The following is a 22,694-nucleotide window of genomic DNA, read 5'->3' on the forward strand; positions in this document are numbered from 1 at the left end:
ATGACCAAGACCATCGTCGCCCTCTACGACCACCGATCCGACGCCGAAACCGCCTCGCGCGACCTGCAGGCCGCCGGCTTCGAGTCCAGCGCCATCGAAATCCTGTCGCACGGCGACCTGATCGGCGGTGGCTGGAGCGGCGGGACGTCCGCGACCGGAACCGGTATGGGCACCACCACCGGCGACGCGTCGCTGGGTGCGGCCAGCGGCATGGCCCGCACCGACCTGTCCACCGGCTATGTCGCCTCGCCCAACACGGTGCCGGGCAGCGGCATCGGGACCGGCACGACGGCGACGGGGACCACGGGCTACACGGGCTCCACAACCGGCACCGGTTCGGGCGGCATGCTGACCCGCCTCGCCGGCTGGGGCGTCCCGAACCGGGATGCGGAGGTTTATGCCGAGGGCGTCCGCCGCGGCGGCTCGCTGCTGAAGGTCCGGCTGGACGAGGACGATGTCGACCGCGCCATGGAGGTGCTGGAGCGCGGCAATGTGGTGGATGTCGAGGCACGCGGCAGCGCCTATCGCGAGTCCGGCTGGACCGGCTACGACGAGACCGCCGACTATTATGACGACCGCTCGGCGGAAGAGGAGCGGCTGCGCTATTCACCGGGCCGCACCACCACCGAAGGGACCGGCCTGACCGGTGCCGCGGCGGCCATGCGCGACGTGAACACCGAACGCACCCGCACCGGCACGTCCGAACGGGAGGAGCAGATCCCGGTCGTCGAGGAGCAGGTCAACATCGGCAAGCGCACCGTCGAGCGCGGTGGCGTCCGCGTCCGCAGCTATGTCGTCGAGACCCCGGTGGAGGAACAGGTGCGCCTGCGTGACGAGACCGTCACCGTCGAGCGGCGCCCCGGCGGCATGGTGGAGGGCAGCGCGGATGTCCCGGCCGACGCCTTCCGCGAGCGCACCATCGAGGTGACGGAGACCGACGAGGAAGCGGTGGTCAGCAAGACCGCCCATGTCCGCGAGACGGTCGTTGTCCGCAAGGACGTCGAGGAACGCGCCCAGAGCGTCCGCGACACCGTCCGCCGCACCGAGGTCGAGATCGAGGATACGCGGGACGAGAACCTGCGCGACCGCCGCACCGACCGGTCGGACGACGTCACCCGCTAACGGGCTTGACCGTTCGCGGTCATGAAAAAGGCCGCCCCTTCCAGCCGGAGGGGGCGGCCTTTTCCGTCAGCCTACAGGATCAGCTGCGGACCAGCGGCTTGTACTTGATGCGGTGCGGCTGGTCGGCATCGGCGCCGAGGCGGCGCTTCTTGTCGGCCTCGTAATCCTGGAAGTTGCCTTCGAACCACTCGACGTGGCTGTCGCCCTCGAAGGCCAGGATGTGGGTGGCGATGCGGTCGAGGAACCAGCGATCGTGGCTGATGACCACGGCACAGCCGGCGAAGCCCTCCAGCGCGTCTTCCAGGGCGCGCAGGGTGTCGACGTCCAGGTCGTTGGTCGGTTCGTCGAGCAGCAGGACGTTGGCGCCCGACTTCAGCATCTTGGCGAGGTGGACGCGGTTGCGCTCACCGCCCGACAGCTGGCCGACCTTCTTCTGCTGGTCGGGGCCGCGGAAGTTGAAGCTTGAGACGTAGGCGCGGCTGGGCATGGTTTTCTTGCCCAGTTCGACAAGGTCGAGCCCGTCGGAGATCTCCTCCCACACCGACTTCTTCGGGTTCAGGCTGTCGCGGCTCTGGTCGACATAGCCCAGCTTCACCGTGTCGCCGACGCGGAAGGTGCCGGCGTCCGGCCCCTCCTGCCCGGTGATCATGCGGAACAGGGTGGTCTTGCCGGCGCCGTTCGGGCCGATGACGCCGACGATGCCGCCCGGCGGCAGGCGGAAGGACAGGCCATCGATCAGCAGGCGGTCACCAAAGCCCTTGGCGATGTTCTCCGCCTCGATGACGACGTTGCCCAGGCGCGGCGGCACCGGGATGACGATCTTCGTCTCGCCGGCCTGCTCCTTGCCGCTCTCGGCCAGCATCGTCTCGTAGGCAGTGATGCGGGCCTTGCTCTTGGCCTGACGGGCGCGCGGCGACTGCCGGATCCATTCCAGCTCGGTGGCGAGCTGCTTCTGGCGCGACTCCTCCTGGCGGCCTTCCTGCTCCAGGCGCTTCTGCTTCTGCTCCAGCCAGGACGAATAGTTGCCCTCGTAGGGGATGCCGGCGCCGCGGTCGAGTTCGAGGATCCAGCCGGTGACGCTGTCGAGGAAGTAGCGGTCGTGGGTGACCAGGACGACGGTGCCCTTGTAGTCCTCCAGGTGCTTCTGCAGCCACGCCACCGATTCGGCGTCGAGATGGTTGGTCGGCTCGTCGAGCAGCAGCAGGTCGGGCTTTTCCAGCAGCAGCTTGCAGAGCGCGACACGGCGCTTCTCACCGCCGGACAGCTTGGTCACGTCGGCGTCGCCCGGCGGGCAGCGCAGCGCGTCCATGGCAATCTCGACCGTGCGGTCGATGTCCCAGGCGTCGGCGGCGTCGATCTTCTCCTGCAGCTCGCCCTGTTCGGTCAGCAGCGCGTCGAAATCGGCGTCGGGATCGGCCATCAGGTTCGACACTTCGTTGAAGCGGTCGAGCAGGGCCTTGGTCTCCGCCAGCGCCTCCAGGACATTCTCCTGGACGTTCTTGGTCGGATCGAGCTGCGGTTCCTGCGGCAGGTAGCCGACCTTGGCGCCCTCCGCCACCCAGGCTTCGCCGGAGTAGTCCTTGTCGAGGCCGGCCATGATCTTGAGCAGCGTCGACTTACCGGCGCCGTTCACGCCGAGCACGCCGATCTTCACCCCCGGCAGGAACGAGAGCCACACGTTGTCGAGGGTCTTCTTGCCGCCAGGATAGACCTTGGTCAGGCCCTTCATGACGTAGACATACTGATAGGACGCCATGCGCCGCTCCGACTTTCTCAACCGGGGAATGAAAAAGGCACCGCCGAACGGCGCCACTTCGCTGACCCGAGGTTTTAGCGCATAAGAACGGCGGGCGAAACCATGTTGGCTGATCGGAACAAGAGGGAGAGCAGCATTGGTCGAGATTTATGTGGACGGCGATGCCTGCCCGGTGAAGGCCGAGATTTACAAGGTCGCCGGCCGCACCGGCTGCAAGGTCTGGCTGGTCGCCAACGCGCCCTTGCGCCTGCCGACGGAGTGCATGGCGGAACTGGTGGTGGTCAGCGACGGCTTCGACGCCGCCGACAACTGGATCGCCGAACAGGCCGGCCCGACCGACATCGTGGTGACCGCCGACATCCAGCTTGCCGACCGCTGCGTGAAGCGGAACGCGGTGGTGATCGGCCCGACCGGACGCCCCTTCACGCCGGACAGCGTCGGCTCGGCGCTCGCCACCCGCGCGCTGATGCAGGACCTGCGTGACATGGGCGTGGTCGGCGGCGGCAACGCCCCGATGAGCCAGCGCGACAAGTCGCAGTTCCTGCAGACGCTGGACCAAGCGGTCCAGGCGCTGAAGGCTGGGCGGCGGCCGAAGTTCCGGTGAGGGGCTGCGGCGGGTGCCCCCACCCCTGCCCTCCCCCGCTGACGCGGGAGAGGGAGTAAGCGCTAGTACGGCGGAGTTCCCTCTCCCACCGCAGGTGGGGGGTTTGGGAGGGGGCCGCAGCCCCTACACCCGCACCACCTTGCCCGGGTTCAGCAGGTTGTCCGGATCGAAGGCGCGCTTCAGGTCGCCCATGACGTTGAACGCTTCGCCGGTCTCCTGCTCCAGGAACGCCATCTTGCCGTAACCGATGCCGTGTTCGCCGGTGCAGGTGCCGCCCATCTCCAGCGCGCGGGTCACCATCTTGTCGGCAAGGCGCTGAGCCTCGGCCAGCTCGGCCGGGTTCTCCGGGTCGAGGACATAGACGAGGTGGAAGTTGCCGTCGCCGACATGGCCGACCATCGGGGCCAGCATATTGGATTCCGCCAGATCCTGCTTGGTTTCCAGGATGCAGTCGGCGAGCCGCGAGATCGGCACGCAGACGTCGGTCGGCCAGCCCTTCGACCCCGGACGCAGGGCCAGCGCGGCGTAGTAGGCGTCGTGCCGGGCCTGCCACAGCTTCGACCGGTCCTCCGGCCGGGTGGCCCAGGCGAACTCCATGCCGCCATGCTCGGCAGCGATGGCGGCGACCATCTCCGCCTGCTCCTTCACGCCGGCCTCGGTGCCGTGGAATTCGAAGAACAGGGTGGGAGCGACCGCGTAGTCGAGCTTGGAGTATTTGTTGACGGCGTCGATCTGCACCTCGTCCAGCAGCTCGATGCGGGCGACGGGGACGCCGACCTGAATGGTCTGGATCACCGTGTCGACCGCGCCCTTGATGGTCTGGAAGGCGCAGACGGCCGACGAGACGGCCTCCGGAATTCCGTAGAGCTTCAGCGTCACCTCGGTGATGATGCCAAGCGTGCCTTCGGAGCCGACGAACAGGCGGGTCAGGTCATAGCCGGCCGCCGATTTGCGCGCCCGCCCGCCGGTCTTGATGACGCGGCCGTCGGCCAGCACCACGGTCAGGCCCAGGACATTCTCGCGCATGGTGCCGTAGCGCACTGCGTTGGTGCCGCTGGCCCGCGTCGCCGTCATGCCACCGAGCGAGGCGTTGGCGCCGGGATCGATGGGGAAGAACAGGCCGGTGTCGCGCAGATGCTCGTTCAACTGCTTGCGGGTCACGCCGGCCTGGACGGTGACGTCCAGATCCTCCGGGCTGACGCGCAGAATCTGCTGCATGCCCGACAGGTCGATGGTGATGCCGCCGGCCAGCGCGGCGATGCCGCCCTCCAGCGAGGTGCCGGTGCCGAAGGGGATGACCGGCAGCTTGTGCTTCGCGCAGATCTTCACGATCGCGCTGACTTCGTCGGTCGAGTTGGCGAAGGCGACGCCGTCCGGCGGACAGGGCGTGTGATAGGACTCGTCCTTGCCGTGATGCTCGCGCACCGGCAGGGAGGTGGTGAACCGGTCGCCCAGCAGAGCCGTCAGCTCGGCCCGAGCCTCCTCGGTCAGGGCCGCGCGCGGCTGGGTGGTGGCGATGACGGTCATGGGTGTTGTCCTCCCCGGTCGATGAGTCATTGGAATGGTTCATTGGTATGACCAAGCGAGGCTAAAGCGGCAGGCAAGCCCTTGGCAAGACAGGCGCTGCGCAGGGGTGGAATGCCGGAGCGCAACAGGCTGGCGCCAGCCTCGCACTTGAACCGCCACACCTGTTGCACCGGCGGCGCAACAGTCCGTGCAACACCTGTTGCAGCGCCCCACCCTGCCGCATCACCTCCAACCGTTGAAAATCAAGAAAATCCGCTGAACTGACCATTTGGCACGGCGGTTGCTTTTACCCCTTCGAACCGCGCGTCGATCAACGGCGCGCCGCAACGAGGGGGAGGCGCAATCTTGGCTCCGGTCGTCGGCATCGTCGCCAATCCGGTTTCCGCCCGCGACATCCGCCGGGTCGTCGCCAACGCCACCAGCCTGCAGATCGCCGACCGGGCGAACATCCTGCTGCGGGTGCTGGCGGCGCTGCATGCCTGCGGCGTCCGCGACGTTCTGATGATGCCGGAAAATGGCGGCATCCGCGCCCATGTAGACCGCGGCATGATGCGTGCCCGGTCGCGCGGCGAGGACATCTACCCCGCTCTCCACCCGGTTTCGATGCCGATCACCGGCACCGTCGCCGACACCCATCGCGCCACCGCCGAGATGCGGCAGGCCGGCGTCTCGGCCCTGGTGGTGCTGGGCGGCGACGGCACCCACCGGGCGGTGGCGGCGGAATGCGGGACGGTGCCGATCGCCGGCATCTCCACCGGGACCAACAACGCCTTCCCCGAACACCGTGAGCCGACGATCACCGGGCTCGCCACCGGGCTGGCGGTCACCGGCCGGGTGCCGCCGCACATCGCCTTCGCCGCCAACAAGCGCATCGACGTCTCCCTCGACCGTGGGGCGAACGGCGGGGTGGTCACCGAGATGGCGCTGGTCGACGTGGCGCTGGTGACGGAGCGCTACATCGGCGCCCGCGCCCTGTGGCGGACCGAGAATTTCCGCGAACTCTACGTCACCTTCGCCGACCCGGAGGTGATCGGCATGTCGGCCATCGCCGGCCTGCTCGAACCCATCGGCCGTGACGAGAGCGGCGGCCTGATGGTGCGGCTGTCACCCGACGGCAATTGCCGCAGGAGCACCACGCTCCACGCCCCCATCGCGCCGGGGATGATGGCCCAGGTCGGTGTCACCGACTGGCGCCGCATGCCGGCCGACGTGGCCTTCGTGCCGGAGGTCACCGCCGGCTCCATCGCGCTGGATGGCGAGCGCGAACTGTCCTTCACCGAACGCGACCGTCTGTCCCTGACGCTCCGGGACGACGCCTTCCGCACGGTCAACGTCGCCGCGGTGATGCGGCACGCCGGCCAGAACCGGCTGCTGACCGGCACACCCGTGCCCGTCACGGCCGCTTTCTAAACATCAAATCAACCAGGGAGAAAACACCTCATGGCCCAGAATCCCTTCCCCCTCGGCAAGGACGAGTTGCTGAAGGCCTACCGCACCATGCGGACGATCCGCGAGTTCGAGGAGCGGCTGCACGTCGATTTCGCCAAGGGCGACATCCCCGGCTTCGTCCACCTCTATGCCGGCGAGGAGGCCTGCGCCACCGGCATCATGATGCACCTGAACGACAATGACCGCATTGCCTCCACCCACCGCGGCCACGGCCACTGCATCGCCAAGGGCGTCGATGTCCACGCGATGATGGCGGAGATCTACGGCCGCAGCACCGGCGCCTGCCGGGGCAAGGGCGGGTCGATGCACATCGCCGACCTGTCCAAGGGCATGATGGGCGCCAACGGCATCCTCGGCGCCGGCGCACCGCTGATCTGCGGCGCGGCGCTGGCGGCTAAGGTGCGCGGCGACCGCGGCGTCGGCATCACCTTCGTCGGCGACGGCGCGTCCAACCAGGGCACCTTCCTGGAAAGCCTGAACCTCGCCGCGGTGTGGAACCTGCCGGTGGTCTTCGTGGTGGAGAACAACGGCTACGCCGAATCCACCGCGATGGAGTGGGCGGTGTCCTGTGACAGCTACGTCGACCGCGCCACCGGCTTCGGCATGCCGGGCGTCACGGTGGACGGCACCGACTTCTTCGCGGTGTACGAGGCGGCCGGCGAGATCATCCGCCGGGCCCGCGACGGCGGCGGCCCCGCCCTGCTGGAATGCAACATGGTCCGCTTCTACGGCCATTTCGAAGGCGACGCCCAGACCTACCGCGCCAAGGGCGAGCTGGAGGCGATCCGCGCGTCGCGCGACTGTCTGACCATCCTGTCGGAACGGCTGATCGAGGCCGGGGTGATCGCACGGGAGGAGTTGCAGGCCGTCGACCGCGAGGTGAACGCGCTGATCGAGGACGCCGTGCGCGCCGCCAAGGCCGCCCCGCTGCCGGCGGCGGAAGACCTGCTGAGCGACGTCTACGTCACCTACTGAGCCCATTCAAGAAACGCCAAACGCGCGGAGGAAACACATGTCCCGCAAGATCAGCATGAAACAGGCGATCAACGAGGCCCTGGACCTGGAGATGCGCCGCGACCCCACCGTCATCGTCATGGGCGAGGACATCGTCGGCGGCACCGGCGCCCAGGGCGAGGATGACGCCTGGGGCGGCGTGCTGGGCGTCACCAAGGGTCTGTACGCCAAGCATGGCAATCGGCTGATGGACACGCCGCTGTCGGAATCCGCCTATATCGGCGCGGCCATCGGTGCCGCCGCCTGCGGGCTGCGGCCGGTGGCGGAGCTGATGTTCCTGGACTTCATGGGCGTCTGCTTCGACCAGATCTTCAACCAGGCCGCCAAGTTCCGCTACATGTTCGGCGGCAAGGCGGTGACGCCGGTGGTGATCCGCGGCATGGTCGGCGCCGGCTTCCGCGCCGCCGCCCAGCATTCGCAGATGCTGACCCCGCTGTTCACCCACATTCCGGGGCTGAAGGTAGTCTGCCCCAGCAACGCCTATGACGCCAAGGGCCTGCTGATCCAGTCGATCCGCGACAACGACCCCGTCATCTTCTGCGAGCACAAGAACCTCTACGGCCTGGAATGCGAGGTTCCGGCGGAGAGCTACGCCATCCCCTTCGGCGAGGCGAATGTTCTCCGCGACGGCGACGACGTGACCATCGTCAGCTATGGCCTGACCGTCCACCGCGCGATGGAGGCGGCGACGGCCCTGGCCAAGGACGGCACCGAGGCTGAGGTGATCGACCTGCGCACCCTGTCGCCCATCGACTGGGACACCATCATCGAGAGCGTCGAGCGCACCGGCCGTCTTGTGGTGGTGGACGAGGCGCATCCGCGCTGCAACCTCGCCACCGACATCGCCGCCTTCGTCGGGCAGAACGCCTTCGGAGCGCTGAAGGCCGGCATTCAGATGGTGACGGCGCCGCATACCCCGGTGCCCTTCGCGCCGTCGCTGGAGGACCTGTACGTCCCCAGCGCCGACAGCATCGCCAGCGCCGTGCGGCGCACGTTGTCGCCCAAGGGCGCGCGCAGCATCGCGGCGTGATGATCGCGACGTGATCTAGGCGCGAGCCTCTGCCCCCTCCCTAACCCTCCTCCGCCTTTGGCGGTGGAGGGAACTGCCGCCGCTTTGCGTAAGGCACCCTCTCCCGCGAAGCGGGGGAGGGCTGGGGAGGGGGCACCCGCTGCAAAACAAGAAATCCCCCAGGAGACCGAGTTCCATGTTGAACGAGCGCATCAAGCCCATCGTCATGCCGAAATGGGGCCTGTCCATGTCGGAGGGCAAGGTCACCGGCTGGCTGAAGCGGCCGGGGTCCACCATCTCCATCGGCGATGAGCTGCTGGAGGTCGAGACCGACAAGATCACCAACGTGGTCGAGGCGGGCGAGACCGGCGTCCTGCGCCGTGTGCTGGGCGAACCCGGCACCGTCTATCCGGTCAAGGCGCTGATCGCGGTGCTGGCCGAACCCGACGTGCCGGACGACGACATCGACGCCTTCATCAGCGCCTATGCCGTCCCGGCCAGCGAAGACGACGGCGAGGCCGAGGCCGGCCCGCAGTACCACACCGCCGAGACCCCGGCCGGCACCATCCGCTACGCCAAGCGTGGCGAGGGCGGCCCGACCGTCCTGCTGGTGCACGGCTTCGGCGGCGATCTCGACAACTGGCTGTTCACCATCGACGCGCTGGCGGAGAACGCCACCGTCTATGCGCTCGACCTGCCCGGCCATGGCCAGTCGACCAAGCAGATCGCCGATGCCAGCCTGTCCGGCCTGTCGCAGGCGGTGCTGGGCTTCCTCGACACGGTCGGGGTGGAGCGCGCCCATTTCGTCGGCCATTCCATGGGTGGGGCGGTATCGATGCGCACCGCGCTCGACGCGCCGGGCCGGGTGGCGTCGCTGTCGCTGATCGCGTCGGCCGGCCTGGGCGAGCAGATCGATCACGGCTACATCCAGGGCTTCATCAGTGCGACATCGCGCCGCGACCTGAAACCGGTCCTGGAGACGCTGTTCGCCGACCGTGGCCTTGTCAGCCGCAATCTGGTTGACGACCTCTTGAAGTACAAGCGGCTGGACGGCGTGGACGAGGCACTGCGGGCGCTGTCGGCGTCGCTGTTCGCCGACGGCCGGCAGGCCAGCGTGCTCGCCGCCGGGGTCGCGGATGCGAAGACGCCGACGCTCGTCGTGTGGGGCGAGGAGGACCGCGTCATCCCCGCCGACCACGCCCAGGCGCTGGCGATCACCGCACAGGTCGCCGTCCTCCCCGGCGCCGGCCACATGGTGCAGATGGAGGCGGCCGGCAAAGTGAATGCGCTGCTGAAGGACCACATCGCCAAGGCGGACTGAGGAGGCCAGCCCCCTTCCCGCCCCTCTCCCGGTTCCTGAACCCCTCGCCACCGGCGTGCAGGCCATCTGCCAGCGCGCCGGCAGGAGACCGCTCATGCCTGACCTCAAGGACAAGAGCATCATCGTCACCGGCGCCGGCCGCGGCATCGGCGCCACCATCGCCAAGGCGCTGGCCGCCGACGGTGCCAAGCTGACCGTCGCAGACCGCACCGAGACCGACGCCCGGCAGGTGGCCGAGGCCATCCGTGCGGCTGGCGGCAGCGCAATCGCCGTCACCGTCGATGTCCGCGACCGCGCCGCCGTCCGCCGCATGATCGACGAGACGGTGAAGGCCCATGGCCGGCTCGACGTCATTTTCAACAATGCCGGCATCGCCCAGACCAAGCCCTTCCTCGACATCACCGAGGACGACTGGCACACGGTCAACGACGTCAACGCGATGGGCGTGCTGATCGGCATGCAGGAAGCGATCAAGACGTTCAAGAAGCAGGGTGGCGGCGGCAAGATCGTCAACACCGCCTCCATCGCCGGCAAGCAGGGTTACGAACCGCTGGCCCATTACTCCGCCAGCAAATTCGCCGTCGTAGCCCTGACCCAGGCCGCCGCCCGCGGCTTCGGCAAGGACGGCATCACCGCCAACGCCATCTGCCCCGGCGTGGTGGCGACCGAGATGTGGAAGATCATCGACCAGGGATTCCGCGACACCGGCATCACCAAGTCCGAGAACGAAGCCTTCGACATGTTCGCCGCCGGCGCCGTGCTCGGCCGGCCGTCGCGCCCCGAGGATCTGGTCGGCGTCGCCCGCTTCCTCGCCTCGTCCGACAGCGACTTCATGACCGGCCAGTCCCTGCTGGTCGATGGCGGGATGGTGTTCGCCTGACCGTCCTGAACGCCTGCCCCGCTCATAAGAATAAATCCGGAGGACACATCCCATGAGTTCGACCGACACGATGAAGGCCGCCGTCTGGCATGGCCGCAAGGACATCCGCGTCGAAGACGTGCCGCTGCCGGGCGCCCCGCCCGCCGGCTGGGTGCAGATCAAGGTGCATTGGTGCGGCATCTGCGGGTCCGACCTGCATGAGTATGTCGCCGGCCCGGTCTTCATCCCCGTCGACACCCCCCACCCGCTGACCGGGCTGAAGGGCCAGTGCATCCTGGGCCACGAATTCAGCGGCGAGATCGCGACGCTGGGCGAGGGTGTCACCGGCTTTGCCGTCGGCGACCGGGTGGCGGCCGACGCCTGCCAGCATTGTGGCGAGTGCTATTACTGCAAGCACGGCATGTACAACATCTGCGAAAAGCTGGCCTTCACCGGCCTGATGAACAACGGCGCCTTCGCCAGCCTGGTCAATGTCCCGGCCGAACTGCTCTACAAGCTGCCCGATGGCTTCCCGACCGAGGCCGGCGCCCTGATCGAGCCGCTGGCGGTCGGCATGCACGCGGTGAAGAAGGCCGGCAGCATCGTCGGCGAGACCGTGGTGGTGGTCGGCGCCGGAACCATCGGCCTGTGCACCATCATGTGCGCGAAGGCGGCGGGCGCCGGCCGGGTCATCGTCCTGGAGATGTCCGCCGCCCGCAAGGCCAAGGCACTGGAGGTCGGGGCCAGCATCGTGCTCGACCCCAAGGAATGCGACGCGGTGGCGGAGGTGAAGGCGCTGACCGGCGGCTATGGCGCCGACGTGTCGTTCGAGTGCATCGGCCACCGCGACACCGCCAAGCTCGCCATCGACGTGATCCGCAAGGCCGGCAAGGCGGTGCTGGTCGGCATCTTCGAGGAGCCGAGTTCCTTCAACTTCTTCGAGATCGTCGCCACCGAGAAGCAGGTCATCGGCTCGCTGGCCTACAATGGCGAGTTCGCCGACGTCATCCGCTTCATCGCCGATGGCCGGATCGACGTGCAGCCGCTGATCACCGGCCGCATCGCCCTGAACGACATTGTCAGCGGCGGCTTCGAGGAGCTGGTCGCCCACAAGGACCGCAACGTGAAGATCATCGTGCAGCCGCAGGCGGCGCTTGCTGCCGCCGAACAGCCGGAGCTCGTCCACTGATGGCCCTGCCCGCGATGCACATGAAGCCCGCCCGGCCGGAGCACCGGGCCGAGAAGCCGGCCTGGCTCCGCGCCCGCGCGCCCGGCGGCGCGGCGTTCGAGGACACCCAGTCGCTCGTCCGCCGCCACGGCCTGAACACGGTCTGCGAGGAGGCCGCCTGCCCCAACATCGGCGAATGCTGGAGCAAGCGGCACGCCACGGTGATGATCCTGGGCAGCGTGTGCACGCGGGCCTGCGCCTTCTGCAACGTCGCCACCGGCCGGCCGGACGCGCTCGATCCCCACGAGCCGGACCGTTTGGCCGAGGCGGTGGGTGAACTTGGCCTTGCCCATGTCGTCATCACCTCGGTCGACCGCGACGATCTGCCGGACGGCGGTGCGGCGCATTTCGCCCGCTGCATCCGCCGCCTGCGCGAGACCGCGCCGACCACGACGGTGGAGGTGCTGACGCCGGATTTCCGCAACAAGCCAGGGGCGGTGGAGGCGGTGGCGGATGCCCGGCCCGACGTCTACAACCACAATCTGGAAACCGTGCCGCGGCTCTACGCCGATGTGCGGCCGGGAGCGCGCTATTACGGTTCGCTCCGTCTGCTGGAACGGGTGAAGGAGCGCGACCCGTCGATCTTCACCAAGTCCGGCATCATGGTCGGGCTGGGCGAGGAGCCGGCGGAGGTGTTGCAGGTGATGGACGACCTGCGGGCGGCGGGCGTCAATTTCCTGACCATCGGCCAGTATCTCCGCCCCACCCCCAACCACCACCCGGTCGCCCGCCACGTCACGCCCGAGGAGTTCGAGCGCTACGGCACGGTGGCGCGGGCGAAGGGCTTCCTGATGGTGTCGGCAACGCCGCTGACCCGCTCCTCCCACCATGCTGGCCGCGATTTCGAAGAGTTGCGGCGGCGGGCGGGGGAAAAGGGCGCGGCGATGGGGTAAACTGGGGGACCGATCAGGTGAGGTGCTGCCGTTGCAGGTAGTCCTCGCTCTGCATCTCCATCAGCCGGCTGACGGTCCGCTCGAACTCGAAAGCGTGGGTGCCTTCCGGATAAAGGCGTTCGGGCGGGCCCTCGGCGGCGATGACGACGTTCACCTTGTGCTCGTACAGCGCGTCGATCAGCGTCATGAAGCGCTTGGCCTCGTTGCGCAGCTCATCCTTCATCGTGGGCACGTGGTTGATCAGCACCGTGTGGAAATGGGTGGCGATGGCCAGATAGTCGGCCGCCCCCAGCGGCTTGCCGCACAGGTTCCAGAAATCGACCCAGGCCACGCATTTGGCGGCACGGTCGATCTCGACGCGGCGGCCCTGCACAGTCAGGTGGCAGGGCTCGCCAGCCGCATCGCCGGTCAGGTCCGAGAAGGCCTTGGCAAGGGCGGCATCCGATGCGGCGCCCAGCGGGTGGTGGTAGATCGGCACGCCCTTCAGACGGTCCAGACGATAGTCGGTCGGGCCGTCCAGCGACAGGATGTCCAGCTTGTCCTTGAGGAGCGCGATGAAGGGCAGGAACAGCTCGCGCTGGAGCCCGTCCTTGTACAGCATGTCCGGTGGCCAGTTGGAGGTCGCCACCACCACCACGCCCAAATCGAACAGGTTGGTGAACAGCCGGCCGAGAATCATCGCATCGACGATGTTGGTGACGTGGAACTCGTCGAAGCAGAGCAGCCACGCCTCGTCCGCCAGCGCGCGGGCCAGTTCGGGCAGCGCTTCGTCCGGGCCGTCTCCCTTGCCCTTGCCGGACTGGCGGTGGTCGTGGATGCGCTGGTGGATCTCCAGCATGAATTCATGGAAATGGACGCGCCGCTTCTTGTCGACCGGAGCGGTCTCATAGAACAGGTCCATCAGCATCGACTTGCCGCGGCCGACGCTGCCGTAGATGTACAGCCCCTGCGGCGCGGTGGAGGCGATGTCCGGCGGCGGCGGGGTGGCGCGGCGGCGGCCCAGGCCGAACCGTTCCAGCCACCCTCCCCCGGCCGGCTTGTCGTCGCCGGCGGGCTGCGGCTGATAGCCCTTCAGCGCCTGATACAGGCTTTGGAACTTCTCCGCCGCCAATTCCTGGTCGGGATCGGGGCGAAGCGTGCCGCTGCCGCGGCGGGCGCGGTAGAGCGAAAGCGGTCCGTCGGTCATGGGACTATGGGCAATCCGGCTGCCAAGATGGTCCCTTACCTAGCCGATGGAGCCGCTCCCGGCAACCGCAGACGGGACGGTGACGGGGAATGGCTGGGTGGCGTCCGCCGCCCGGGCGAAGGAACCGGCGGCGCGGCATCTGCGCGCATCAGCAATCCCCATGTTTCAGTCCAATTACACTTTCTTTAGGGTACCGGTTCATCTAGTCAACATGGGCCGTCCGGCCGCAAGCCCCACTGGAAATCGACACGCCGATGCCCGTCCCCGGGTCTGCCTCCCCCCCGCTGTCCTGCCCCGCCGGTCTGGCGCGGGCGTTGCGTGGCCGCTTGGGATCGGTGCGGTTCCTGATGACTGCGTCCGGCCTTGCCTTCATCCTGGTGGTGAACGCGCTGATCGGCTACGGCATCGTCCAGGGCCGGCGCGAGGCGCTGGATGCCGGCGAGCGCGCCACCCGCGATCTTGCCCGCATGCTGGAATCGCAGACGCTGCGGACGGCCTTCGCGGTGGACCAGCTTCTGCGCGACCTGTCCTTCGCACTCGACACGCTTCCCGAGGGCACGCGCCGCGGCAGCACGGCCATCCACGACCATTTGCGCCAGCGGCGCGATTCCTTTGCCGAACTGGCCGATCTGGTGGTGGTCGACAGTGACGGCTTCGCCCTGCATCATTCGGCCGACGTGCCTCTTCCGAAGCTTCCGCTGTCCGACCGCGCCTATTTCAGCGGGCCGCGCAAGGGTGCCGGAGAGGGGCTGTATGTCGGTGCCGCCATCAACAGCCGGGTGAAGCCCGGCACCCAGGTCATCCCCTTCAGCCGGCGCTGGCTGGACCGGGACGGCGGCTTCCGTGGCGTGATGGTCGCCATGGTCGATCCGACGCGCTTGGCGGCGACGCTGGAATCGCGGGACATCGACCGCAAGGGCAGCGTGTTCCTGGCGCTGGAGGACGGCACCGTCCTGCTGGACCGGCCGCCGGGCCGCAACGGACCGGACCGGCTGACCGATTGGCCGGCGGTGTGGACTGCGCTCGCCGCGCATGACGAGACCACCATCCGCGGCATGGCACCCGGCCCGGGGGCCGGAATCGACAGTCTGGTCAGCGTGCGGCGGGTGCAGGGCTATCCCTTCGTCATCGTGGCGACATTGCCGGTGGCGGTGGCGCTGGCCGAATGGCGGCGCGATACCGCGGCCTGGACCTCCATCGGCACGGCGATGACGATCGCGATCGCCCTGCTGACCGCCTTCGTCGTCCGCCAGCATGCCCGTCGCGAGGAGGATCAGGCCCGTCTGGCCCGCGCCTCGCGCCGGATCCGCGGCATCCTCGACTCCATGCTGGATGCGGTGGTGACCTTCGACACCGCCGGGCGCATCGTCACCTTCAACCGGGCGGCCGAGATGATGTTCGGCGTGCCGGAGCGCGAGATGATCGGCCAGCCGATCGAGGCGCTGATCCCCGACGCCCGTGGCGGCGCCAACGACCGCGACCTGACCGCCCTGCGCCGCGACGGCCGTGCCTTTCCGGTCGGCTTCACCGTCAGCGATCTGCGGTTGGGCGGCGGCCCCTGCGCAGCGGACTCCTACCCGGCTTCCGTCGGCGCGCTGCGTCCGGACGAACCGCGCATCTATGTCGGCGTCATCCGCGACATGACCCGCCGCAAGCAGCAGGAGGCGGAACTGATCGCCTCGAAGACGCAGGCGGAACTGGCGAACCGGGCGAAGAGCGAATTCCTGGCCAACATGAGCCACGAGCTGCGCACCCCGCTGAACGCCATCATCGGCTTCGCCGAGGTGCTGGACAGCGAGTTCTTCGGCGCCGTCAACGAACGACAGAAGTCCTGCATCGCCGACATCCACGACAGCGGCCGCCATCTGCTCGACATCGTCAACGCCGTGCTGGACATGTCGAAGCTGGAATCCGGCCAGTTCGAGCTGTGCGAAGAGGCGGTCGAGGCGCATGAGGCGGTCGGGCAATGCCTGATGATGGTGCGCGACCGCGCCGCCGCCGGCGGGATCGCCATCCACAACGAGGCGACCGCCGCCGTCGCCACCCTGTGGGTCGACCGCCGGGCCTTCAAGCAGGTGATCCTGAACCTGCTGTCCAACGCCGTGAAGTTCACGCCCAACGGCGGAAGCATCACCATCACCGCCGGGCTGGACGAGGATGGCGGCTTCGCGTTGACGGTGGCCGATACCGGGATCGGCATCCCGCCCGACTTCATGGCCGACCTGTTCCAGCCCTTCCGTCAGGCGGAGAATGCCGCGAACCGCAGGTACGAGGGCACCGGGCTGGGCCTGTCGATCTCGAAGAACTTCATCGACCTGCATGGCGGAACGCTGACCTGCCGCAGCGCGCCGGGGGCCGGGACCGCGATGACGGTACGGCTGCCGGCGGAACGGGTGGTGGATCGTCCCATGAAAATGGGCAGCCACGCCGCGCCTGCGGCCTGAGACCGCCTCAGCGAATCCGCGTTGCGGTGAAACGGCGGGGCGGGTTGACGAAATCGTCCTGGGCGGCGATCAGCTGAAGCTCGCGCGTGCCGATGCGCTTGGTCGCCTCGAAGATGGCGAAGATCGCCGCCGCCGCCTTTTCCAGCGCGTCGGCCGGGTGGAAGGCGGTCAGGTAATGGGCGAGGAACAGCGCCGCCACCGCGTCGCCCGAGCCGTTGGGCGGCGGGTCGAAGGTCAGGCGCGGCGTGGACACCAGCCAGGAGCCGTCGGCGCCGTCCGCCAGCATCTCGATGCTGTCGGGATCGGCATCGCTGCGGGTGAGGCTGGTGACCAGCACCAGCCGCGGCCCGCGCACACGCAACGCCGCGGTGGCGGCCAGCGCGTCGTCCAGCGTTTCCACCTTGCGGTCGGTCAGATACTCCAGCTCGAACTGGTTCGGCGTCATCAGGTCGGCGGCCGGCACCGCATGGTCGCGGATGAATTCCGGCAGGCCGGGCCGCACGAAGAAGCCGCGGCCGACATCGCCCATCACCGGATCGCAGCAATAGATCGCATTCGGATTGGCGCCCTTCACCCGCGCCGCGGTCTCCACGATCACCTGCCCCAGTTCGACGGCGCCCATATAGCCGGACAGCACCGCGTCCTGAGCCGGCAGCACGCCGCGGGCGGCGATGCCGTCGACGATGTCGGCGATATGCTCCGCCGTGAAGACCTGTCCGGTCCAGGCGCCATAGCCGGTGTGGTTGGAGAACTGGACGGTGTTCACCGCCGTGGCGTCGATCCCCAACCGCTGCAGCGGAAACACCGCTGCCCGGTTGCCGACATAGCCATAGGCGACGTGCGATTGGATGGTGAGGACGCTTTTCATGCGGGAAAGCGTAAGCGACCATCCGCCGGGCGTAAAGCCGCCGACTCCGGGACGATGGCTGGGGCTTGCGGCATGGCTGCCATGCGCCGGCCCATGCGGGCACTGTGACGGCCTGGCCCATGGACAGGGCGGCGCCCCGCCGCTAAAGCTGCCGTCTCCAACCATCCGCATTTCCGGGAAACCGTCATGGCCACGACCGTCCGCCCCCGCCGCAGCGTGCTCTACATGCCGGGTTCGAACGCCCGCGCCCTGGAGAAGGGACGCAGCCTGCCCGCCGACGGGCTGATCCTCGACCTGGAGGATGCGGTCGCCCCCGACGCCAAGGCGATGGCGCGAGACACCATCGCGACCGCGCTGTCGGCCGGCGGCTATGGCGGGCGGGAACTGATCGTCCGCGTCAACGGGCTGAACACCCCCTGGGGCTATGACGATCTGCGCATGGCGGCGGCCAGCGGCGCCGATGCCGTGCTGTTGCCGAAGGTGGAGAGCGCCGACGCGGTGCGGCAGGCCGAGGCGGTGCTGCGCGCCGCCGGAGCGCCGGCCGGCCAGACCATCTGGTGCATGATGGAGACGCCGCTGGGCATCCTGAACGCCAAGGAGATCGCAGGATCCTCCCCCACCGTCGGCGCGCTGGTGCTCGGAACCTCGGACCTTGCCAAGGACCTGCACGCCGCCCACACGGCGCAGCGCCTGCCGATGATCACCAGCCTGGGGCTGTGCCTGCTGGCGGCACGGGCCTATGGGCTGGCGGTGCTGGACGGCGTGCATCTGGACCTGAACGACGACGAGGGCTTCGCCGCCTCCTGCCGGCAGGGGCGCGAGTTGGGCTTCGACGGCAAGACGCTGATCCATCCCAAGACGATTGCCGCCTGCAACGCCGCCTTCGCCCCGGATGACGAGGAGATCGCCCAGGCCCACCGCAGCATCGCCGCCCACGCGGAGGCAGCCGCCGCCGGCAAGGGCGTGGTTCTGGTCGACGGCAAGCTGGTGGAGAACCTGCATGTCGAGAACGCCCGCCGACTGGTGACCCTGGCCGAAGCCATCGCCAAGCTGCAAGCCCCAGGATGAGCAACGGGGGTGATCAGCGGGATGAGCAACGGCCGCGGCAAGACCGTTCCCAAAACGAAATGATCGCCACACCGACAATTCCGGTTGCAGAATTTATCGGTGATTTGGAACCAACCCCCCGGCTGTCCGGTTGTCAAATCAACAAGGCACAGTCGGAGGTTGGTTATGGCCTCGAAAGAGAGCAATCGTACGTCGGGCCGCGGCTTCGCGTCGATGGACCCTGATCGGCAACGCCAAATCGCCAGCAAGGGCGGCGAAAGCGTGCCGGCCGACAAACGCAGCTTTTCAAAGAACCCGGAACTCGCGGCGGAAGCCGGGCGCAAGGGCGGGCGCAGTGTCCCCGCCTCATCGCGCAGCTTCTCCAAGAACCCCTCGCTGGCGGCGGAAGCCGGCCGCAAGGGTGGACAGGCGAGCCATGGCGGGCGGTCGGCCGACCGTCCGGCAGGCGGCGACTGACGCGGCGACCGACTGGGGCGATTGAAACGCTATGGATCGTGCAGACGAAAAAGCCCCCGTCCTTGCGGACGGGGGCTTTTTCTTAATGCACTGCCGATTGGGAGATCAGGACGCCAGCTTGTCCAGCTCGCGCAGGATCGAATCGCCCATGACGGTGGTGGAGCAGCGCGCCATGCCCGGGGCCATGATGTCGGCCGTGCGCATGCCGCCGCCCAGCACGTTCTGAATGGCCCGCTCGATCAGCTTGGCGTCCTCGTCCAGGTTGAACGAGTAGCGCAGGCACATCGCGAAGGACAGCAGGGTGGCGCAGGGGTTGGCGAGGTCGCGGCCGGCGATGTCCGGGGCGGAGCCGTGCACCGGCTCGTACAGCGCCTTGCGGTTGCCGTTGGCATCCGGGGCGCCCAGCGAGGCCGACGGCAGCATGCCGAGCGAGCCGGTCATCATCGCCGCCTCGTCCGACAGGATGTCGCCGAACAGGTTGTCGGTGACGATCACGTCGAACTGCTTCGGGTTCTTGAGCAGCTGCATGGCGCCGTTGTCGGCGTACATGTGGCTCAGTTCGACGTCCTGGAACTCTTCCTGGTGCAGCTTGGTCACTTCCTGCCGCCACAGCAGGCCGGATTCCATGACGTTCGCCTTTTCCATCGAGCAGAGCTTGTTGCCGCGCTTGCGGGCAAGCTCGAACGCGACGCGGGCGACGCGGCGGATTTCCGAGGTGGTGTAGACCTGGGTGTTGACGCCGCGGCGCTCGCCGTTGCCGATGTCGGTGATGCCGCGCGGCTCACCGAAATAGACGCCGCCGGTCAGCTCGCGGACGATCAGGATGTCCAGGCCGCGGATGACGTCGGCCTTCAGGGTCGAGGCATCGACCAGGGCGTCGAACACCACCGCCGGGCGCAGGTTGGCGAACAGACCCAGTTCCTTGCGAAGGGCCAGCAGACCGGCTTCCGGACGCTTGGTGTAATCGGTCGGGTTGTCCCACTTCGGACCGCCGACGGCACCCAGCATCACCGCGTCCACCGCCAGCGCCTCGGCCAGCGTGGCGTCGGACAGCGGAACGCCGTAGGCCTCGATGGCCGCGCCGCCGACCAGGCCTTCGGACACGTCGAAGGTGATCTTGCGCTTACGGTCCATCCAGTCGATGACCCGGCGAACCTGGCGCATCACCTCCGGGCCGATACCGTCACCGGGGAGGAACAGAAGCTTCTTATTGGCGGCCATGGCGGGCGCACTCCCAAATATCAGACGTCAAGAAGACAGAAGTTGAGGAGATCGGGGGAGGACGGGGGCGGTCAGCCCCACATCCACGGCTGACCGGCGCGCTGCTTGCCCTCGTACCCATCGATATGGGCCGCCTGCTGCAGCGTCAGGCCGATATCGTCCAGGCCGTTCAGCAGGCAATGCTTGCGGAAGGGGTCCAGCTCGAAGGAGATGGTGCCGCCGTCCGGGCCGGTGATGGTCTGCTTCTCAAGGTCGACCGAGATGACGGCGTTCGACCCGCGCGACGCGTCGTCAAGCAGCAGGTCCACCTGCTCCTTCGGCAACTTGATCGGCAGGATGCCGTTCTTGAAACAGTTGTTGTAGAAGATGTCGGCGAAGCTGGGGGCGATGATGCAGCGGATCCCGAAGTCGGCCAGCGCCCACGGCGCATGCTCACGCGAGGAGCCGCAGCCGAAATTGTCGCCGGAAACCAGGATGCTGGCCTTGCGGTAGGCCGGCTTGTTCAGGACGAAGTCCGGGATCTCCTGCCCGTCGGGGGTGTAACGCATCTCGTCGAACAGATGCTTGCCAAGCCCCGTCCGCTTGATGGTCTTCAGGAACTGCTTCGGGATGATCATATCGGTATCGACATTGATCATCGGCAGCGGCGCCGCAACGCCGGTGAGAACCGTGAACTTTTCCATCGCCAGAAATCCTGTCGCGCAAGAAGGCGCAAGCGTGCGCATGCAGAGCGTGGTGAATAGCAGACCGAACAAGCCATTGCCAGAGGAAGCTTGCCCTTTTCCCGGCACGCAATGAGCGAACAGGCATGCGCGAATGCACTGTCGCGCATCTTTGTTGCGCGAATGGCCGCGCATCGTCCCGGTCCGGCTCGATTGCCGGCCCCGAAACGCCGCGCCGGAACCGGCATTCCCCTTGCGGAGAGCGCGACCGCCACCTAAGGACAATACCGCGCAACAGCAAGGTTGTCCCGTTCCGATGCCGATAGCCGCCTTCCGCGAAGACCGCCCGTCAGACCGTCCATCGGATGGCCCACTGGATCGCCGTGCCCGCCTGATCGGCATCGCCTTCCTGCTGCTGGCCCCGCCGGCCTATGGTCTGCTGACGCTGGCCTTCGGCATGGACGCGAACTGGGACCTGCGGAATTACCATTGGTACAACGGCTATGCGATGCTGACCGGGCGGATCGGACGCGATCTGCTCGTGGCGCAGATGCCGAGCTTCTACAGCCCCTTCCTCGACGTGCCGTTCTATTGGCTGGCCACCCACCTGCCGGCAAGGGTGGCCGGCTTCCTGTGGGGGACGCTGCAGGGGATCAACCTGTCGCTGCTGTATCTGCTGGCATCATTTTGCCTGCGGAACGTTCCGAACCTGAAACGGACGTTGGTTGCCGTGGCGTTGGCGGTGATGGGCGGGCTGGGCGGCGGGACGCTGGGGCTGATCGGCACCACCTTTCAGGACAATGTGGTCAGCCTGGGCGTTCTGGGCGCGGCAGCGGTCGTCGCCGCCAGCCTTCCCGGCATCCTGGACGGACGGCCGCTGCCCAGCTTCGTCCGCGTCGCGACAGCCGGACTGCTGGCCGGGGCGGCGATGGGGCTGAAGAATCCGACGGTGATCTATGCGGTCGGGCTGTGCCTGGGCTTCCTGGCCCTGCCGGCGCGACCCTGGCGGCGGCTGTGGCTCGCTTTCTTCTTCGGCATCGGCGTGCTGGTGGGGTTGGCGCTGGGCGGTGGCGTGTGGATGGCGCATCTTTGGCACGATTACGGGAACCCGGTCTTCCCGCACATGAACCACATCTTCCGGTCGCCCTTCGCCGCCATCTCCGACTATGTCAATGTCAGCTTCTTCCCGCCCGGCCTGTGGCAGCGGCTGTTCTTTCCCCTCGTCTTCACGTTCCGCCCCCTGACGGTGGGCGAGGTGCCATGGTTCGACCTGCGGGTGCTGGCGCTGTTCGTTCTGGTGCCGGTCGGGTTCGTCTGCGCAGTCGTCGGCCGGTCGATGGGGAAGCGAAACGATTGGCTGACCGAGGGCCCGGCGACGCGGTTCCTGTTGACGGCGCTGAGCGTCACCTACGCGCTGTGGGTGGTGATGTTCTGCATCTACCGCTATCTGGTGCCGCTGGAGATGCTGGCGCCGCTGGGGCTGGTGATGGCGGTCGGGCTGCTGCCGCTGGCGCGCCGGCTGCGCATCGGGCTGGCGGTGGCGCTGCTGGCACTGGTGCAGGTGACGGTTCAGCCGGCCGATTGGGGGCGCGTCGCATGGGCGGACAAATGGGTGACGGCGGAGGTGCCTCCCATCGAGGATGCGGACGACACCATGGTGCTGATGGGCGGCTATTGGGCCATCTCGCACGTCATTCCGTCCTTCCCGCCGCGCGTCACCTTCGTGCGAATCCAATCGAACTTCCTGCAGCCGGATTCGGTCGGCAACGGCTATCTCGCCATCATGAAGGACAAGGTGGCGTCCCACCGCGGCCCCTTCCTGATGCTGAGCACCATCCCCGACACCCCCGGCGCAGCGAAGGCGGCGGAGCTGCTCGGCCTGCGGCTCGACCCGCAGCGCTGCCGGCCGATTCCCAACAATTTGGGTGAGACGCTGAACCTCTGCGCCGTTGACCGGAAGGGCGGAAATCGGGAGACAGTGGAATAATCGGCGGGTTTGTGCTGTTT

Annotated in this window: 19 protein-coding genes; 13 read left to right on the top strand and 6 right to left on the bottom strand. The window is 67.8% G+C overall.

All coding sequences use genetic code 11. The features are described 5' to 3' along the window. Nucleotides 1–1,122, top strand: coding sequence for a YsnF/AvaK domain-containing protein (locus TSO5_RS20420; RefSeq protein WP_109153275.1), 1,122 nt, complete (start codon nucleotides 1–3; stop codon nucleotides 1,120–1,122). A gap of 79 nt (nucleotides 1,123–1,201) precedes the next feature. Here TSO5_RS20420 and ettA read toward each other — a convergent pair whose 3' ends face one another. Then, the gene (ettA, locus tag TSO5_RS20425; protein WP_109153276.1) at nucleotides 1,202–2,878 is read right to left on the bottom strand and encodes an energy-dependent translational throttle protein EttA; all 1,677 of its coding nucleotides are present in this window, start codon (nucleotides 2,876–2,878) and stop codon (nucleotides 1,202–1,204) included. Nucleotides 2,879–3,014: 136 nt separating this feature from the next. Between ettA and TSO5_RS20430 the strand changes: the two genes are divergently transcribed. Continuing rightward, nucleotides 3,015–3,482, top strand: a complete 468-nt coding sequence (locus TSO5_RS20430) for a YaiI/YqxD family protein (protein WP_109153277.1) — start codon at nucleotides 3,015–3,017, stop codon at nucleotides 3,480–3,482. A 123-nt stretch (nucleotides 3,483–3,605) separates the two neighbouring features. On the opposite strand, the gene TSO5_RS20435 is transcribed toward TSO5_RS20430, so the two are convergent. Next, on the bottom strand, nucleotides 3,606–5,009 hold the full coding sequence (locus TSO5_RS20435) for an FAD-linked oxidase C-terminal domain-containing protein (protein ID WP_109153278.1): 1,404 nt from the start codon (nucleotides 5,007–5,009) through the stop codon (nucleotides 3,606–3,608). A gap of 345 nt (nucleotides 5,010–5,354) precedes the next feature. Here TSO5_RS20435 and TSO5_RS20440 point away from each other — a divergent pair, with 345 nt between their 5' ends. From TSO5_RS20440 to lipA, 7 genes are all read left to right on the top strand, one after another. Beyond that, nucleotides 5,355–6,419, top strand: a complete 1,065-nt coding sequence (locus TSO5_RS20440; RefSeq protein WP_109153279.1) for an NAD(+)/NADH kinase — start codon at nucleotides 5,355–5,357, stop codon at nucleotides 6,417–6,419. A 30-nt stretch (nucleotides 6,420–6,449) separates the two neighbouring features. Beyond that, entirely contained in the window at nucleotides 6,450–7,433 is a 984-nt protein-coding gene (locus tag TSO5_RS20445; protein ID WP_109075236.1) for a thiamine pyrophosphate-dependent dehydrogenase E1 component subunit alpha, read from the top strand. Between the two features lie 37 nt (nucleotides 7,434–7,470). After that, a complete protein-coding gene (locus TSO5_RS20450; protein WP_109153280.1) occupies nucleotides 7,471–8,502 on the top strand; it encodes an alpha-ketoacid dehydrogenase subunit beta in 1,032 nt (343 codons plus the stop codon). 175 nt (nucleotides 8,503–8,677) lie between these two features. Continuing rightward, complete coding sequence (locus TSO5_RS20455; RefSeq protein ID WP_199230957.1) at nucleotides 8,678–9,802, top strand: acetoin dehydrogenase dihydrolipoyllysine-residue acetyltransferase subunit; 1,125 nt, start codon at nucleotides 8,678–8,680, stop codon at nucleotides 9,800–9,802. Between the two features lie 94 nt (nucleotides 9,803–9,896). Then, nucleotides 9,897–10,682: a glucose 1-dehydrogenase gene (locus tag TSO5_RS20460; protein ID WP_109153281.1), complete on the top strand. Its 786-nt coding sequence runs from the start codon at nucleotides 9,897–9,899 to the stop codon at nucleotides 10,680–10,682. 52 nt (nucleotides 10,683–10,734) lie between these two features. After that, nucleotides 10,735–11,850 (top strand): 2,3-butanediol dehydrogenase, encoded by a 1,116-nt coding sequence (locus TSO5_RS20465; protein ID WP_247870847.1) that lies wholly within the window; start codon nucleotides 10,735–10,737, stop codon nucleotides 11,848–11,850. Continuing rightward, nucleotides 11,850–12,782, top strand: a complete 933-nt coding sequence (gene lipA, locus TSO5_RS20470; protein ID WP_109153282.1) for a lipoyl synthase — start codon at nucleotides 11,850–11,852, stop codon at nucleotides 12,780–12,782. Before TSO5_RS20465 ends, lipA begins: the two co-directional genes overlap by 1 nt. A 13-nt stretch (nucleotides 12,783–12,795) precedes the next feature. Here lipA and zapE read toward each other — a convergent pair whose 3' ends face one another. Continuing rightward, nucleotides 12,796–13,968, bottom strand: coding sequence for a cell division protein ZapE (zapE, locus tag TSO5_RS20475; protein ID WP_109153283.1), 1,173 nt, complete (start codon nucleotides 13,966–13,968; stop codon nucleotides 12,796–12,798). A 254-nt stretch (nucleotides 13,969–14,222) separates the two neighbouring features. Between zapE and TSO5_RS20480 the strand changes: the two genes are divergently transcribed. Continuing rightward, entirely contained in the window at nucleotides 14,223–16,412 is a 2,190-nt protein-coding gene (locus TSO5_RS20480) for an ATP-binding protein (protein WP_109153284.1), read from the top strand. A gap of 7 nt (nucleotides 16,413–16,419) precedes the next feature. Here the strand turns inward: TSO5_RS20480 and pdxY are convergent, their stop codons facing one another. Further along, nucleotides 16,420–17,280, bottom strand: coding sequence for a pyridoxal kinase PdxY (gene pdxY / locus TSO5_RS20485; RefSeq protein ID WP_109153285.1), 861 nt, complete (start codon nucleotides 17,278–17,280; stop codon nucleotides 16,420–16,422). A 186-nt stretch (nucleotides 17,281–17,466) separates the two neighbouring features. Here pdxY and TSO5_RS20490 point away from each other — a divergent pair, with 186 nt between their 5' ends. Together TSO5_RS20490 and TSO5_RS20495 are read left to right on the top strand one after the other, a co-directional pair. Next, nucleotides 17,467–18,348, top strand: coding sequence for a CoA ester lyase (locus tag TSO5_RS20490; RefSeq protein ID WP_109153286.1), 882 nt, complete (start codon nucleotides 17,467–17,469; stop codon nucleotides 18,346–18,348). 165 nt (nucleotides 18,349–18,513) lie between these two features. Beyond that, complete coding sequence (locus tag TSO5_RS20495) at nucleotides 18,514–18,804, top strand: general stress protein (RefSeq protein WP_085088553.1); 291 nt, start codon at nucleotides 18,514–18,516, stop codon at nucleotides 18,802–18,804. Nucleotides 18,805–18,909: 105 nt separating this feature from the next. Here TSO5_RS20495 and leuB read toward each other — a convergent pair whose 3' ends face one another. Further along, the gene (gene leuB / locus TSO5_RS20500) at nucleotides 18,910–20,025 is read right to left on the bottom strand and encodes a 3-isopropylmalate dehydrogenase (RefSeq protein ID WP_109153287.1); all 1,116 of its coding nucleotides are present in this window, start codon (nucleotides 20,023–20,025) and stop codon (nucleotides 18,910–18,912) included. 71 nt (nucleotides 20,026–20,096) lie between these two features. After that, nucleotides 20,097–20,708, bottom strand: a complete 612-nt coding sequence (gene leuD, locus TSO5_RS20505) for a 3-isopropylmalate dehydratase small subunit (protein ID WP_109075248.1) — start codon at nucleotides 20,706–20,708, stop codon at nucleotides 20,097–20,099. Between the two features lie 295 nt (nucleotides 20,709–21,003). On the opposite strand from leuD, the gene TSO5_RS20510 reads away from it, so the two are divergent. After that, nucleotides 21,004–22,674, top strand: coding sequence for a hypothetical protein (locus TSO5_RS20510; RefSeq protein ID WP_109153288.1), 1,671 nt, complete (start codon nucleotides 21,004–21,006; stop codon nucleotides 22,672–22,674). Nucleotides 22,675–22,694: the final 20 nt, after the last annotated feature.

The organism is Azospirillum sp. TSO5 (genome assembly GCF_003116065.1).
Lineage (GTDB): Bacteria > Pseudomonadota > Alphaproteobacteria > Azospirillales > Azospirillaceae > Azospirillum.